Annotated in this window: 21 protein-coding genes; 1 reads left to right on the top strand and 20 read right to left on the bottom strand. The window is 36.3% G+C overall.

From position 1 onward, the window contains the following. Positions 1–7: 7 nt before the first annotated feature. From rplF to rpsL, 20 genes are all read right to left on the bottom strand, one after another. Positions 8–550, bottom strand: a complete 543-nt coding sequence (rplF, locus tag OZP13_RS01390) for a 50S ribosomal protein L6 (RefSeq protein ID WP_269241941.1) — start codon at positions 548–550, stop codon at positions 8–10. Between the two features lie 18 nt (positions 551–568). Continuing rightward, complete coding sequence (gene rpsH, locus OZP13_RS01385) at positions 569–967, bottom strand: 30S ribosomal protein S8 (protein ID WP_281298385.1); 399 nt, start codon at positions 965–967, stop codon at positions 569–571. A gap of 104 nt (positions 968–1,071) precedes the next feature. After that, positions 1,072–1,341 (bottom strand): 30S ribosomal protein S14, encoded by a 270-nt coding sequence (rpsN, locus tag OZP13_RS01380; RefSeq protein WP_073370557.1) that lies wholly within the window; start codon positions 1,339–1,341, stop codon positions 1,072–1,074. A 3-nt stretch (positions 1,342–1,344) separates the two neighbouring features. Further along, positions 1,345–1,896: a 50S ribosomal protein L5 gene (rplE, locus tag OZP13_RS01375; protein ID WP_073370558.1), complete on the bottom strand. Its 552-nt coding sequence runs from the start codon at positions 1,894–1,896 to the stop codon at positions 1,345–1,347. Between the two features lie 2 nt (positions 1,897–1,898). Then, positions 1,899–2,213, bottom strand: a complete 315-nt coding sequence (rplX, locus tag OZP13_RS01370; protein WP_188049962.1) for a 50S ribosomal protein L24 — start codon at positions 2,211–2,213, stop codon at positions 1,899–1,901. A gap of 10 nt (positions 2,214–2,223) precedes the next feature. Next, a complete protein-coding gene (gene rplN / locus OZP13_RS01365; RefSeq protein ID WP_007803649.1) occupies positions 2,224–2,592 on the bottom strand; it encodes a 50S ribosomal protein L14 in 369 nt (122 codons plus the stop codon). 2 nt (positions 2,593–2,594) lie between these two features. Continuing rightward, on the bottom strand, positions 2,595–2,855 hold the full coding sequence (gene rpsQ, locus OZP13_RS01360; protein WP_269241939.1) for a 30S ribosomal protein S17: 261 nt from the start codon (positions 2,853–2,855) through the stop codon (positions 2,595–2,597). Between the two features lie 17 nt (positions 2,856–2,872). After that, the gene (gene rpmC, locus OZP13_RS01355; protein WP_103804345.1) at positions 2,873–3,064 is read right to left on the bottom strand and encodes a 50S ribosomal protein L29; all 192 of its coding nucleotides are present in this window, start codon (positions 3,062–3,064) and stop codon (positions 2,873–2,875) included. A 13-nt stretch (positions 3,065–3,077) separates the two neighbouring features. Further along, the gene (rplP, locus tag OZP13_RS01350; protein ID WP_103804347.1) at positions 3,078–3,503 is read right to left on the bottom strand and encodes a 50S ribosomal protein L16; all 426 of its coding nucleotides are present in this window, start codon (positions 3,501–3,503) and stop codon (positions 3,078–3,080) included. A 19-nt stretch (positions 3,504–3,522) separates the two neighbouring features. Beyond that, positions 3,523–4,284, bottom strand: coding sequence for a 30S ribosomal protein S3 (gene rpsC / locus OZP13_RS01345; RefSeq protein ID WP_269241937.1), 762 nt, complete (start codon positions 4,282–4,284; stop codon positions 3,523–3,525). A 6-nt stretch (positions 4,285–4,290) separates the two neighbouring features. Further along, positions 4,291–4,704 carry a 50S ribosomal protein L22 gene (gene rplV, locus OZP13_RS01340; protein ID WP_073370567.1) on the bottom strand — a complete coding sequence of 138 codons (414 nt, stop codon included), beginning with the start codon at positions 4,702–4,704 and terminating at the stop codon, positions 4,291–4,293. Positions 4,705–4,710: 6 nt separating this feature from the next. After that, positions 4,711–4,989 carry a 30S ribosomal protein S19 gene (rpsS, locus tag OZP13_RS01335; protein WP_024981511.1) on the bottom strand — a complete coding sequence of 93 codons (279 nt, stop codon included), beginning with the start codon at positions 4,987–4,989 and terminating at the stop codon, positions 4,711–4,713. Positions 4,990–4,995: 6 nt separating this feature from the next. Beyond that, positions 4,996–5,820: a 50S ribosomal protein L2 gene (rplB, locus tag OZP13_RS01330; protein ID WP_035668122.1), complete on the bottom strand. Its 825-nt coding sequence runs from the start codon at positions 5,818–5,820 to the stop codon at positions 4,996–4,998. Positions 5,821–5,829: 9 nt separating this feature from the next. After that, positions 5,830–6,120 (bottom strand): 50S ribosomal protein L23, encoded by a 291-nt coding sequence (gene rplW, locus OZP13_RS01325; protein WP_077377770.1) that lies wholly within the window; start codon positions 6,118–6,120, stop codon positions 5,830–5,832. 6 nt (positions 6,121–6,126) lie between these two features. Beyond that, entirely contained in the window at positions 6,127–6,756 is a 630-nt protein-coding gene (rplD, locus tag OZP13_RS01320; RefSeq protein WP_281298384.1) for a 50S ribosomal protein L4, read from the bottom strand. After that, positions 6,756–7,373 (bottom strand): 50S ribosomal protein L3, encoded by a 618-nt coding sequence (gene rplC, locus OZP13_RS01315; RefSeq protein ID WP_281298383.1) that lies wholly within the window; start codon positions 7,371–7,373, stop codon positions 6,756–6,758. Before rplC ends, rplD begins: the two co-directional genes overlap by 1 nt. Before the next feature lie 155 nt (positions 7,374–7,528). Then, entirely contained in the window at positions 7,529–7,834 is a 306-nt protein-coding gene (rpsJ, locus tag OZP13_RS01310; RefSeq protein WP_011963470.1) for a 30S ribosomal protein S10, read from the bottom strand. Positions 7,835–7,845: 11 nt separating this feature from the next. Continuing rightward, a complete protein-coding gene (gene fusA / locus OZP13_RS01305) occupies positions 7,846–10,002 on the bottom strand; it encodes an elongation factor G (protein WP_281298382.1) in 2,157 nt (718 codons plus the stop codon). Between the two features lie 10 nt (positions 10,003–10,012). Then, positions 10,013–10,489 (bottom strand): 30S ribosomal protein S7, encoded by a 477-nt coding sequence (gene rpsG / locus OZP13_RS01300; RefSeq protein WP_269241933.1) that lies wholly within the window; start codon positions 10,487–10,489, stop codon positions 10,013–10,015. 73 nt (positions 10,490–10,562) lie between these two features. Then, positions 10,563–10,946, bottom strand: a complete 384-nt coding sequence (gene rpsL / locus OZP13_RS01295) for a 30S ribosomal protein S12 (protein WP_007136570.1) — start codon at positions 10,944–10,946, stop codon at positions 10,563–10,565. A gap of 762 nt (positions 10,947–11,708) precedes the next feature. Between rpsL and OZP13_RS01290 the strand changes: the two genes are divergently transcribed. Next, a complete protein-coding gene (locus OZP13_RS01290; protein ID WP_281298381.1) occupies positions 11,709–13,466 on the top strand; it encodes a BamA/TamA family outer membrane protein in 1,758 nt (585 codons plus the stop codon). The last annotated feature ends 36 nt before the right edge of the window (positions 13,467–13,502 follow it).

Raw genomic sequence — 13,502 nt, 5'->3', positions numbered from 1 at the left:
TTATTTTTTACGCTGATTTACCTGCTTTTCTTCTTAATACTTCACCTACAAATTTAACACCTTTTCCTTTGTATGGTTCTGGCTTACGGAAACCTCTGATTTTCGCAGCTACTTGACCTAAAAGTTGTTTGTCAAATGATGTTAATTTTACAATTGGGTTCTTTCCTTTTTCAGATATAGTTTCCAATTTCACTTCTGGAGCAATTTCCAAAACAATATTGTGAGAGAATCCAAGAGCTAAATCTAATTTTTGTCCTTGGTTTGAAGCTCTATAACCAACTCCTACCAATTCTAATTCTTTAGTAAAACCTTCAGTCACACCGATAATCATATTATTGATTAAAGATCTGTACAAACCGTGTTTTGCTCTTTGGTCTTTGTGATCAGATGATCTGTCCACTTGAACTTGATCTCCTTCAACTGTTACAGTAACATCTGAATATTCCTGTGTAAGTTGACCATTTTTTCCTTTTACTGTAATAATACCATTTGCAACTTCAACAGTTACACCGGCAGGGACTACAACGGGATTTTTACCTATTCTTGACATCTCTTATAAGTCTTTTAATTAGTATACGTAACAAATTACTTCACCACCTACATTTAATTGCTTGGCTTGTTTCCCAGTCATAAGACCTTTTGAAGTTGAAACAATGGCAATTCCTAATCCGTTAAGGATTCTTGGGATGCTTGAAGAACCTGAATACTTACGTAAACCTGGTTTACTAATTCTTTGGATATCTTTGATTACTGACTCTTTAGTATCTTTATCATACTTCAAAGCGATTTTGATGGAACCCTGAACAGTGTTCTCTTCAAATTTGTAACTTAAGATATATCCTTGATCAAATAAGATCTTAGTTATTTCTTTTTTTAGATTAGATGCTGGAATTTCGACAACTTTGTGGTTTGCAGCCACAGCGTTTCTAACTCTCGTCAAATAATCTGCAATAGGATCTGTATACATATGTATAAATTTGCGGCTATGGTTTTCACAGGATACTCATCCAATGAACCTTTAACCAATTAAAATTATTTTTTGGATTGCAAAAGTACAAACTTTTTACGAGATTACCAAGATGCTTTTTTAACACCTGGAATTAATCCATTATTTGCCATTTCACGGAATGTTACACGTGAAATACCAAATTGACGAATATAACCTCTTGGTCTTCCTGTTAATTTGCAACGATTGTGCAAACGAACCGGTGAAGCATTTTTTGGTAATTTTTGTAAACCTACTGAATCTCCAGCTTCTTTCAAAGCTTTTCTTTTCTCAGCATACTTTGCTACCGTTTTTTCTCTCTTCACCTCACGGGCTTTCATTGATTCTTTAGCCATGTCTTAATTCTTTTTAAAAGGTAATCCTAATTCAGCCAATAGTGACTTTGCTTCCTTGTCTGTTTTAGCAGAAGTAACAAAAGTAATGTCCATACCTGATATTTTGTTTACTTTGTCAATATCAATTTCTGGGAAAATGATTTGCTCCAAAACACCAAGGTTATAGTTTCCTCTTCCGTCAAATCCAGTAGCTTTGATTCCACTGAAATCTCTAACACGTGGCAAAGCAGAAGTAACCAATCTATCTAAAAATTCGTACATTCTTTCTCCACGCAAAGTAACTTTTGCTCCAATAGGCATCCCTTTTCTCAATTTGAATGACGCAACGTCTTTCTTTGAAATTGTAGATACTGCTTTCTGTCCAGTGATCTTTGTTAACTCCTCAACTGCATAGTCGATTAGTTTTTTGTCAGATACAGCTGCACCAACTCCTTTACTTAAAACGATTTTTTCCAATTTTGGAACTTGCATTACGTTTACGTATCCGAATTCTTCTTTAAGAGCAGAGATAACTCTACTCTTATATTCTTCTTTTAGTCTAGGTATATATGCCATTACTATAGTACTTGATTAGATTTTTTTGAAAATCTTACTTTCTTATCTCCTTCAACTCTAATTCCAACTCTAGTTGTTTCCTTAGTTTTAGGATCAATTAGAGATATGTTGGAAATTTGTATAGAAGCTTCCTTTTTTACAATACCACCTTGAGGGCTTTTTGCACTCGGTTTCGTGTGTTTTGAAACCATGTTTACACCTTCAACAATTGCTTTGTTTTTTTCCTTGTACACACGTAATACTTTACCTTCAGCACCTTTATGGTCACCAGCGATAACTCTTACAATGTCACCTGATTTTATTTTTAGCTTTATCATCTTAAAATAATTAAAGCACTTCTGGTGCTAATGATACAATTTTCATGAATTGTTTTTCACGAAGTTCTCTTGCTACTGGACCAAAAACACGAGTTCCTCTCATTTCTCCTGCAGCATTCAAAAGAACACATGCATTATCATCGAAACGGATATAAGAACCATCGGCTCTTCTCACTTCTTTTTTGGTACGTACAACAACTGCAGTTGAAACAGCTCCTTTTTTTACGTTTCCGTTTGGAGTTGCATCTTTGATAGAAACTACAATCTTGTCACCAACAGAGGCATACCTTCTTTTGGTACCTCCTAAAACACGGATAGTTAAAACTTCTTTTGCTCCCGTGTTATCTGCTACTTTTAGTCTTGATTCTTGTTGTACCATAATTATTTAGCTCTTTCAATGATTTCAACTAACCTCCAACATTTAGTTTTACTTAAAGGACGCGTTTCGCTAATCCTTACAGTATCTCCAATGTTACAGTCGTTATTTTCGTCGTGTGCGTGATACTTTTTAGTTTTCAACACGAACTTACCGTATAGTGGGTGTTTTACCTTTGTTACTTGTGCAACAACAATGGATTTATCCATTTTGTCTGAAGTAACAACCCCAACTCTTTCTTTTCTTAAATTTCTTTTTTCTTCCATCTTTCAGCAGAATACAGTTATTGTAACTCTCTTTTTGTAAGTTCTGTAGCTAATCTAGCAACTGTTCTTCTTACACTTCTAATTTGAAGCGGATTCTCAATTGGAGAAATAGCGTGAGCCATTTTTAAGTCGGCATATACCTTCTTAGTTTGGTTAAGTTTTTCTTGCAACTCTGCTGCAGAAAGATCTTTTATTTCTGATTGTTTCATAATATATAATTAATTATGCTTCGAAATCTCTAGCAACAACGAATTTAGTTTTACAAGGAAGCTTTTGAGCTGCAAGACGTAACGCCTCTTTTGCAACTGACAAAGGTACTCCTCCTACTTCAAACATAATTCTTCCGGGTCTAACAACGGCAGCCCAATACTCAACTGCTCCTTTACCTTTACCCATACGTACCTCAAGAGGTTTCTTTGTGATTGGTTTGTCTGGAAATATTTTGATCCATAATTGTCCTTCTCTTTTCATGTAACGAGTTGCAGCGATACGCGCAGCCTCGATTTGACGTGAAGTCAAGAACATTCCATCTTCGTGAACAGATTTAATACCAAACATTCCATTAGAAAGTTCGTGCCCTCTTTGGGAATTCCCTTTCATTTTACCCTTTTGTACCTTACGGTATTTTGTTCTTTTAGGTTGTAACATTTTTCTTTAATTTAAAAAATTACTTTCTTTTACGAGCGTCTGGTTTTCCACCTTTATTAAAAGGTTTTCTGTCTCCTCTAGGAGAATCGCCACCTTTACCACCACCAGTTCCAGATTGTTTTTTATCCATTCCTGCAAGTGGAGAAAGATCTCTCTTTCCATAAACTTCACCTTTCATGATCCATACTTTGATACCCATTCTACCATAAGTAGTATGTGCTTCAGCCAAAGCATAATCAATATCAGCCCTGAAAGTTGATAGAGGAATCCTTCCTTCTTTGAAACCTTCTGAACGAGCCATCTCAGCACCATTCAAACGACCAGAAATCAAAACTTTGATACCTTCAGCGTTCATACGCATAGAGGCAGCAATAGCCATTTTGATTGCACGTCTGTAAGAAATACGGCTTTCGATTTGACGACAGATGCTTGTGGCAACTAGATACGCGTCAAGTTCAGGTCTTTTTATTTCAAAGATGTTGATTTGAACCTCTTTGTCAGTAACTTTCTTAAGTTCTTCTTTCAACTTGTCTACCTCTTGGCCACCTTTTCCGATAATAATACCAGGTCTAGCAGTAGTGATAGTAACGGTTACAAGTTTCAAAGTTCTCTCGATGATTACTTTCGATACACTAGCTTTTGATAAACGAGCATGGATATACTTTCTGATTTTGAAATCTTCGGCAAGTTTATCGCCGTAGTCATTTCCACCATACCAGTTAGAGTCCCATCCTCTGATGATACCAAGTCTATTTCCAATTGGATTTGTCTTTTGTCCCATCTTTAATTATTTTGCTTGTGTGTTATCATTAATAGCTCCTAACACGATTGTTACGTGGTTTGAACGTTTTCTAATTCTGTGTGCTCTACCTTGTGGAGCTGGACGAAGTCTTTTCAACATCATTCCACCATCTACAGTGATAGTTTTTACGAATAAGCCTGCTTCTTCCATATTAGCGTCTGGGTTTTTTGCTTGCCAGTTGGCAATAACAGATAAAACCAATTTTTCTAATTTTCTTGAAGCTTCTTTAGAACTAAATCTTAAAATATTTAGTGCTCTTTCTACCTTCTGACCTCTTACTAGATCTGCTACTAAGCGCATTTTTCTAGGTGAAGTAGGGCAGTTATTCAATTTTGCAAAAGCTAGTGACTTGTTAGCCTCTTTTCTTGCATCTGCTGTTTCTCTTTTACGAACTCCCATTGCTTCTTATTTTTTACCTTTATTTTTTGCTCCAGCATGACCTCTAAAAGATCTAGTTGGTGAAAACTCTCCTAATTTGTGACCTACCATGTTTTCTGTTACGTAAACTGGTACAAATTGACGACCGTTATGAACTGCGATAGTCTGTCCAACAAAGTCTGGAGTAATCATGGAAGCTCTAGACCAAGTCTTAACCACTCCTTTATTACCACCGGCAATGTTTTCTTCAACTTTCTTTTCTAACTTATAATGAACGAAAGGTCCTTTTTTTAATGAACGTGCCATATCTTATTATTTCTTTCTACGTTCTACAATGTACTTGTTACTCGGGTTTTTCTTAGAACGTGTTCTATAACCTTTAGCAGGTATACCGTTTCTAGAGCGTGGATGTCCACCAGAAGAACGTCCTTCACCACCACCCATTGGGTGATCGACAGGGTTCATTGCAACAGGTCTTGTTCTCGGTCTTCTACCTAACCATCTTGTTCTACCTGCTTTACCAGATACAACTAATTGGTGGTCTGAATTAGAAACCGCACCAATTGTAGCCGAACAAGTCAACAAGATCAATCTTGTTTCTCCAGAAGGCATTTTGATTGTTGCATATTTTCCATCTCTTGCCATTAATTGAGCAAATGTTCCAGCAGAACGAGCAATTACCGCCCCTTGTCCTGGTCTCAATTCGATACAAGAAATTACAGTTCCAAGAGGAACTCTACTTAAAGGTAATGTATTTCCAATTTCAGGTTGAGATTCTGGACCAGAAACTAATTTCTGACCAACTTTCAATCCGTTTTGAGCAATAACATAAGTTTTCTCACCATCAGCATAAGCTAATAAAGCGATAAACGCAGTACGATTTGGATCATATTCGATTGATTTCACTGTAGCCGGAATTCCTTCTTTTGTACGTTTGAAATCAATAATACGATATCTCTGCTTGTGACCACCACCCGTATAACGCATGGTCATCTTTCCTTGACTATTTCTACCTCCAGAGTTTTTTATCGGCGCTATCAAAGAGCGTTCCGGCTTATCAGTTGTAATGGCGTCATAACCATTCACAACTCTAAATCGCTGACCTGGGGTAATAGGTTTTAATTTTCTTACTGACATTTTTCTATCTTAGATATTGTTGTAAAAATCAATTGTTTCTCCTTCTTGTACTTGTACAATTGCTTTTTTGATTGCATTTGTCTTTCCACTGATAAGACCACTTTTAGTGTATTTTGTAGTTCTATCCGGTCTTACGTTCATCGTGTTAACACTCAAAACATTCACTCCATAAGCAGCTTCAACAGCTTTCTTAATTTGTACTTTGTTTGCTTTTCTGTCAACAACGAATCCGAAGCGGTTTAAAACTTCACTTTCTTTGGTTACTTTTTCCGTTACTATAGGTTTAATTATGATGCTCATATCCTATTATTTGCTTAAATTTTCTTCAATTACCTCTAACGAACCTTCTAAAAGCACTAAAGTATTAGTGTTTAAAATTGCGTAAGTACTTAATTCTGAACTACTTATCACGTTAGACGCCTTTAAATTGCGTGACGACAAATATACATTTTTATTCGAATCGCCCAACACAAATAAAGATTTTTTATTCTCCAACTCTAAAGCTTTCAAAACGTTAATGAAATTTTTAGTGTTTGGTGTTTCAAAATTGAAGTCTTCAAGAACGATAATATTCGCTTCTTTTGCTTTAATTGAGAAAGCAGATTTTCTTGCCAATCTTTTCAAGCTTTTATTCAATTTGAATGAATAACTTCTTGGTCTTGGCCCAAAAACTGTTCCACCACCTTTAAACAATGGATTCTTTGCACTACCCGCACGAGCAGTACCAGTTCCTTTTTGTTTTTTGATTTTACGAGTACTTCCCGCTACTTCAGCTCTTTCTTTAGCTTTGTGCGTTCCTTGACGTTGGTTAGCAAGATATTGCTTAACATCAAGATATACTGCGTGATTGTTTGGTTCTATACCGAATACTGAATCAGAAAGTTGCACTTTTCTTCCAGTATCTTTTCCGTTGAAATCTAATACTTTTGCTTCCATTACTTCTGAATGATTACATAAGAGTTGTTACATCCAGGAACACATCCTTTAATAACAAGTAGGTTCTTGTCAGCCACTACTTTTAAAACTCTAAGGTTTTGAACTTTTACATTGTCTCCTCCCATTCTTCCAGCCATACGCATTCCTTTGAATACTCTAGATGGATAAGATGAAGCTCCTACAGAACCTGGCGCTCTTAAACGGTTGTGTTGACCGTGAGTTGCTTGTCCAACACCACCAAAACCGTGACGTTTCACAACCCCTTGAAAACCTTTACCTTTAGATACACCTTGCACATCTACAAATTCTCCTTCTTCAAAAATTGAAACGTCAATAACGTCTCCTAATTTTTGTTCTGTTGCAAAATCTTGGAATTCAACGACTTTTTTCTTAGCTACAGTTCCTGCTTTCGCAAAGTGACCAACGGCCGCTTTAGTGGAATGTTTCTCGTTTTTGTCATCGAAACCTAGTTGCAACGCTTCATACCCGTCAACACCTTTGGTTCTGACTTGGGTAACTACACATGGGCCAGCTTCAATAACAGTACAAGGAATGTTTTTCCCGTTCTCGTCAAAGATGCTTGTCATGCCAATTTTTCTTCCGATTAACCCAGACATAAATATTAATTATTAATTATTAAATATAAATATAGAACGCAGCTTTTAAGTGAGCCCTATTTTTTTTAGTGGTGCAAAAGTAAACATTATTTACACACAAACCAAAAAAATATTTATCACTCAAAAACAGCGTCCTTTTCTTACTAGTAAGCTATTTAAACTTTGATCTCTACTTCAACTCCGCTAGGCAATTCAAGTTTCATCAACGCATCAATAGTTTTTGATGAAGATGAATAAATGTCGATCAATCTCTTGTATGACATTACTTCAAATTGCTCTCTCGCTTTTTTGTTAACGTGTGGAGAACGTAGTACAGTGAAAAGTTTTTTGTGAGTTGGTAATGGAATTGGTCCAGTTACTACTGCTCCGGTACTTTTAACCGTTTTTACAATCTTCTCGGCAGACTTGTCTACCAACATGTGATCGTAAGATTTTAGTTTTATTCTGATTTTTTGACTCATTTTCTTAAAGATTATGCGTTTCCTTTTGCTTTTTTGATAACTGCTTCCGAAATATTGGAAGGTGTTTCTGCGTAGTGTGAAAATTCCATTGTAGATGTTGCTCTACCAGATGAAAGCGTTCTTAATGTTGTTACATAACCGAACATTTCTGATAATGGCACATCCGCTTTGATGGTTTTCGCACCTGCTCTGTCACCCATGTCATTCACTTGACCTCTACGACGGTTGATATCACCCACGATATCTCCCATGTTTTCTTCAGGTGTAATAACTTCCATTTTCATGATAGGCTCAAGAATAATTGCTCCAGCAGCTTTAGCCACTTCTCTATACCCCATTCTAGCCGCTAATTCAAAAGAAAGAGCATCAGAATCCACAGGGTGGAAAGATCCGTCCAACAAAGTTACTTTCAAGCTATCTACTTGGTACCCCGCTAAAGGACCAGTTTTCATAGCTTCACGGAAACCTTTTTCTACAGATGGTATATATTCTTTAGGAACGTTACCACCTTTTACTGAATTCACAAATTGCAATCCTACAGGAGTTTTACCGTCAACTTCATCTGCTGGCTCAAGGATAAATACGATATCACCGAACTTACCACGACCACCTGATTGTTTCTTGTAAGTTTCTCTGTGTTGTGCTTTTTTGGTAAATGCTTCTTTGTACTCAACTTGAGGCTCCCCTTGGTTCACTTCAACCTTGAATTCACGACGCATTCTATCAACAAGGATATCCAAGTGCAACTCTCCCATTCCCGAGATAATTGTTTGACCTGAAGCCTCATCAGTTCTAACAGTAAACGTTGGATCTTCTTCAGCTAATTTAGCCAAAGCCATACCCATTTTGTCTACGTCAGCTTTTGTTTTAGGCTCAATTGCAATACCAATTACCGGTGCAGGGAATTTCATTGACTCAAGAATGATTGGATGTTTTTCATCACACAATGTATCCCCAGTTTTGATATCTTTAAATCCTACTGCTGCTCCAATATCACCTGCTTCGATATACTCGATTGGGTTTTGTTTGTTGGCGTGCATTTGGTAGATACGAGAGATTCTTTCTTTGTTTCCTGAACGAGTATTCAAAACATAAGAACCTGCATCCAAACGCCCTGAATAAGCACGGAAGAAAGCTAAACGACCTACGAATGGATCAGTAGCAATTTTAAATGCCAAAGCAGCGAATGGCTCTTTAACATCTGGCTTACGCAAGATTTTAGTTTGATCTTCTTCCAACAATTCAGCATCATCAGGATGAATTCCTTCGATACCAGCTTTATCCATTGGAGATGGCAAGTATTTACACACAGCGTCCAACATAAATTGAACTCCTTTGTTTTTGAAAGAAGAACCGGCAATCATAGGAATGATAGCCATATCCATTACAGCTGCTCTCAATGCAATGTTGATTTCCTCCTCAGTAATAGAGTTCTCATCTTCCATGAATTTTTCAAGCAAATTCTCATCATAATCAGCTACTGCTTCAATAAGAATTGATCTGTATTCTTTAACCTCTTCAAGCATGTCTTCAGGAATAGGCACAATATCATAAGTTGCTCCCAAACCTTCTTCATGCCATACTATGGCTTGATTTCTAACTAAATCTACAACACCTTTGAAATCATTTTCTTCACCAATTGGCAAAGTGATTGCAACTGCATTAGATTTCAACATATCTCTTACTTGTTGACATACCATCAAAAAGTTAGATCCTTGTCTGTCCATTTTATTAACGAATCCAATACGCGGTACGTGGTACTGATCAGCAAGTCTCCAGTTAGTTTCTGATTGTGGCTCAACACCATCAACAGCACTAAACAAGAAAACCAACCCATCCAATACACGCAAAGAACGATTTACTTCTACAGTAAAATCTACGTGTCCCGGGGTATCAATAATATTAAAGTGGTATGGTAAACTTTCAGGCAATAATTTACCTTGTGTAGTTGGAAAATTCCATTCACAAGTTGTAGCAGCAGAAGTAATTGTAATACCTCTTTCTTGCTCTTGTGCCATCCAGTCCATTGTTGCAGCACCATCGTGCACTTCACCAATTTTGTGTGATTTTCCAGTATAGAATAAAATACGCTCGGTTGTTGTTGTTTTACCAGCATCAATGTGAGCAGCAATACCTATATTTCTTGTATATTTAAGATCTCTAGCCATTTCTTAAGAATTAAAATCTAAAGTGAGAGAAAGCTTTGTTAGCCTCTGCCATTTTGTGAGTATCCATTCTTTTCTTAACAGCCGCTCCTTCTTCTTTAGCCGCAGCTAAACATTCTGAAGCCAATCTTTGAGCCATTGATTTTTCGTTTCTTCTTCTTGAATAAAGAATCAACCATTTCATGGCCATAGAAATTTTTCTGTCTGGTCTAATTTGCATTGGAATTTGAAATGTAGCTCCACCTACTCTACGACTACGTACTTCTACGTGAGGCATAACGTTACTTAAAGCATCTTTCCAGATTTCCAATGATGGTTTTTCTGCATCTTGCTTTTTAGTTTCGATGATGTCAATTGCATCATAAAAAACTTTAAAAGCTGTTGATTTCTTACCGTCCCACATTAAGTTGTTCACAAAACGTGTCACCAATTGGTCGTTAAACCTTGGATCTGGTAAAAGTGGTCTTTTCTTTGCCGCTCTTTTTCTCATGTCTTTTTTTTAATTAAACGTCATACTTAGCTAGTCGCGATAAATCGCGGGTCTACAAGCACAACTTTTTAAATTACTTTTTTGCTTCTTTTGGTCGTTTTGCTCCGTACTTAGATCTTCTTTGCGTTCTTCCTGCAACACCTGATGTATCAAGTGCACCACGAACGATGTGATATCTTACTCCTGGCAAATCTTTTACCCTTCCACCTCGCACTAATACTATCGAGTGCTCTTGTAGATTATGTCCTTCTCCAGGGATGTAGGCATTTACTTCGTTTCCATTAGTCAAACGTACACGCGCTACTTTACGCATTGCAGAGTTTGGTTTTTTTGGAGTTGTAGTGTAAACACGCGTACAAACACCTCTTCTTTGAGGACAAGAATCTAAAGCAACCGATTTACTCTTCTTAGTGATTTGAGTTCTTCCTGTTCTTACTAATTGTTGAATAGTTGGCATAGTTAAATACTAAAAATTACTTGTTTATAAAATTCCCGCTTTTTACGGGGTTGCAAATGTAGAAAATATTTTTCACTAAACAAATCATAATCCATTAATTTTCACGCTAAGTAAACATTTATTTAACCCAGCCAGACAATCATTACCCTAATTAAAAAATACAAAAAAACACAACCCGCCTCGACTTTACCCAAAGAGAGCTTAAAACACATAAAAAAAGAGAAAAACCCCCATTTCGAAACCGATTTACCAATCAACTCTTTAATGAAGCCCAATAAAACCACTAAAAACATCTCTCTCCACAAGATTACCTCCATTTGTCTTCGCAACTTACCCAGAAGATTTAAACAATCATACCCTATATAAGACTGCTATACAATTACCATACAGTTACTATACAGTTACTATACAGTTACTATATAGTTACTATATAGTTACTATATAGTTACTATATAGTAACTATATCCCTACTCTATCCATACTCTTGGCCCGTCAAGAACATCTTTTTTGTTCCACGATGATTATATTGCCTGAATTAATTTAATCTGTAAAGAAACAACCTACAAGACCTTGCCGTAACTCCCCATATTAAATCCCCACAAGACAAAACAACAATCGGACTTGGACCATAAACTTATCCAAAGTTTGCTTCGCACCACTTCAAACAATACATCCGATCCTCTTCCGTTTTAAATATTTATCCCATGAATAGTTACGCAACCTTTATATATTTGCATTACTTTTATTGAAACTTAGATTCTTTTGAAACCAACCGCCCTTTTATTATTGTTTTTCATTATTGGATTGAATTGTTCATCCCAAAATTTCCAATTACGACTAATTGGAAGTTCCGATTTCGAGAACAAGACACTTGACTCGTTGCATTACAATTCGAAGCATAAAAACTTAAAATCCCTAACCGACGAAATCCACTTAACCTCCGAAAAGCTATCAAAAATAGGCTACATCGAAAATCGAATATTGGAAAACAGCAAAGAAAACGACTCCACCTATACCGCAAAATTTAGTTTGGGCGAAAGGACAAATTCCATACATATATATATAGGTAGAAAAATCCTCTCCCCAACCCTCTCCAAAGGAGAGGGAGCCGAAACTGAAATAGAGAACAATAATGTTATAATTAAAGATTTAATTTCAATAGACAAAACAAAGGACAGCATCATTCTGCCTTATAACGGAATAGAATCCTTCCTGAACCAAACCCTACTTAAATTGGAACAAAAAGGTTTTGCATTGGCAAAATTAAAATTAATGAACATTCAAAAGAAAAACCACTCACTTTATGCCGATTTGCAATTTGAAACCGGACAACAAAGACAATTAAATGAAATTGTGGTGAAATTTGCCGAAAGCAACAAAAAAAACAGTTTCCCAGAAGGACATCTGAAACAGATGAACCGAAAATACCGCAACAACCCTTTCAATCAAGATGTCGTTCGAAAAATTCACGATGATTTCGAAAAATTCAGGTTTGTCAGCCAGATAAAATATCCGGAAATTTTATTTACCAAAGACACCACCAAAGTATATGTATATATGGAAAAAAGAAAATCAAATACTTTTGACGGCTTCATAGGCTTTACCAATAACGAAAACAACAAATTAGTTTTTAATGGTTATTTGGATTTAACATTGGAAAACGCCCTTAAAGCTGGAGAGCAATTATCAATTAATTGGAAAAGTGACGGAAACAATCAAAAGAACTTTAAAGCCAGCATTGATTTACCCTATTTATTTAAAAGCCCAATAGGCCTGAAAGCCCAAATTTACATCTTCAAACAGGACAGTATCTTCCAAAACACAAAAACCACAATAGATTTGGGTTATTTCGTGGATTACAACACCCGTATTTACCTTGGATACCAATCTACGGAATCCAGCGACATCCAAAACACCAACAGCAGCACCATAAGCGATTACGAGAACTCCTTTCTAACATCTAATTTAGAATACACGAAATTGGATTACTTGAATTTGACTTTTCCAAAAAAAACCAGCCTTTCCCTTACTTTAGGAACCGGAAAAAGAACAACGAATGGACTAAACGAAACCTTGGAAACCCAAAAACAAACCTACATTAACCTCAATGCGACGCACAATTTCTATTTGAACAAAAAAAACTGCATTAACATCAATTATCAAAATTATTTCCTGAAAAGTGATTCCTACATAATCAACGAGTTATACCGATTTGGCGGAATGAACTCCATTCGAGGATTTGCCGAAAATAGCCTGCAAGCCAATTTTATGACAGCCATCCTAACAGAGTATCGCTACATCGTTTCTCAAGACCTATTTATTCACTCTATCATGGATTATGGCTATTATGAAGACAAAAGCACAAACAATAAAGGAAACCTACTGGGCTTTGGATTAGGAATGGGGTTAAAAACCAAAAATGGACTACTTAAATTAACATTTGCCAACGCCAAAACCACTAGCCAAGAAATAAAATTTTACAACACCGTTGCCGCAATAAATTACAATATTAAATTTTAAGTCGATTAAAATACACATTATATAACAATAGTGCTT

The sequence above is a fragment of the Flavobacterium limnophilum genome, from assembly GCF_027111315.2.
GTDB classification, from domain to species: domain Bacteria; phylum Bacteroidota; class Bacteroidia; order Flavobacteriales; family Flavobacteriaceae; genus Flavobacterium; species Flavobacterium limnophilum.
The sequence above is the reverse complement of the archived record's forward strand: the minus strand, read 5'-3'. Positions and strand labels throughout refer to the sequence as shown.

Coding starts and splice junctions, on each gene's coding strand:
- rplF (WP_269241941.1), bottom strand. CDS start 550: ATGTCAAGAATAGGTAAAAATCCCGTTGTAGTCCCTGCCGGTGTAACT.
- rpsH (WP_281298385.1), bottom strand. CDS start 967: ATGTATACAGATCCTATTGCAGATTATTTGACGAGAGTTAGAAACGCT.
- rpsN (WP_073370557.1), bottom strand. CDS start 1,341: ATGGCTAAAGAATCAATGAAAGCCCGTGAGGTGAAGAGAGAAAAAACG.
- rplE (WP_073370558.1), bottom strand. CDS start 1,896: ATGGCATATATACCTAGACTAAAAGAAGAATATAAGAGTAGAGTTATC.
- rplX (WP_188049962.1), bottom strand. CDS start 2,213: ATGATAAAGCTAAAAATAAAATCAGGTGACATTGTAAGAGTTATCGCT.
- rplN (WP_007803649.1), bottom strand. CDS start 2,592: ATGGTACAACAAGAATCAAGACTAAAAGTAGCAGATAACACGGGAGCA.
- rpsQ (WP_269241939.1), bottom strand. CDS start 2,855: ATGGAAGAAAAAAGAAATTTAAGAAAAGAAAGAGTTGGGGTTGTTACT.
- rpmC (WP_103804345.1), bottom strand. CDS start 3,064: ATGAAACAATCAGAAATAAAAGATCTTTCTGCAGCAGAGTTGCAAGAA.
- rplP (WP_103804347.1), bottom strand. CDS start 3,503: ATGTTACAACCTAAAAGAACAAAATACCGTAAGGTACAAAAGGGTAAA.
- rpsC (WP_269241937.1), bottom strand. CDS start 4,284: ATGGGACAAAAGACAAATCCAATTGGAAATAGACTTGGTATCATCAGA.
- rplV (WP_073370567.1), bottom strand. CDS start 4,704: ATGGGAGTTCGTAAAAGAGAAACAGCAGATGCAAGAAAAGAGGCTAAC.
- rpsS (WP_024981511.1), bottom strand. CDS start 4,989: ATGGCACGTTCATTAAAAAAAGGACCTTTCGTTCATTATAAGTTAGAA.
- rplB (WP_035668122.1), bottom strand. CDS start 5,820: ATGTCAGTAAGAAAATTAAAACCTATTACCCCAGGTCAGCGATTTAGA.
- rplW (WP_077377770.1), bottom strand. CDS start 6,120: ATGAGCATCATAATTAAACCTATAGTAACGGAAAAAGTAACCAAAGAA.
- rplD (WP_281298384.1), bottom strand. CDS start 6,756: ATGGAAGCAAAAGTATTAGATTTCAACGGAAAAGATACTGGAAGAAAA.
- rplC (WP_281298383.1), bottom strand. CDS start 7,373: ATGTCTGGGTTAATCGGAAGAAAAATTGGCATGACAAGCATCTTTGAC.
- rpsJ (WP_011963470.1), bottom strand. CDS start 7,834: ATGAGTCAAAAAATCAGAATAAAACTAAAATCTTACGATCACATGTTG.
- fusA (WP_281298382.1), bottom strand. CDS start 10,002: ATGGCTAGAGATCTTAAATATACAAGAAATATAGGTATTGCTGCTCAC.
- rpsG (WP_269241933.1), bottom strand. CDS start 10,489: ATGAGAAAAAGAGCGGCAAAGAAAAGACCACTTTTACCAGATCCAAGG.
- rpsL (WP_007136570.1), bottom strand. CDS start 10,946: ATGCCAACTATTCAACAATTAGTAAGAACAGGAAGAACTCAAATCACT.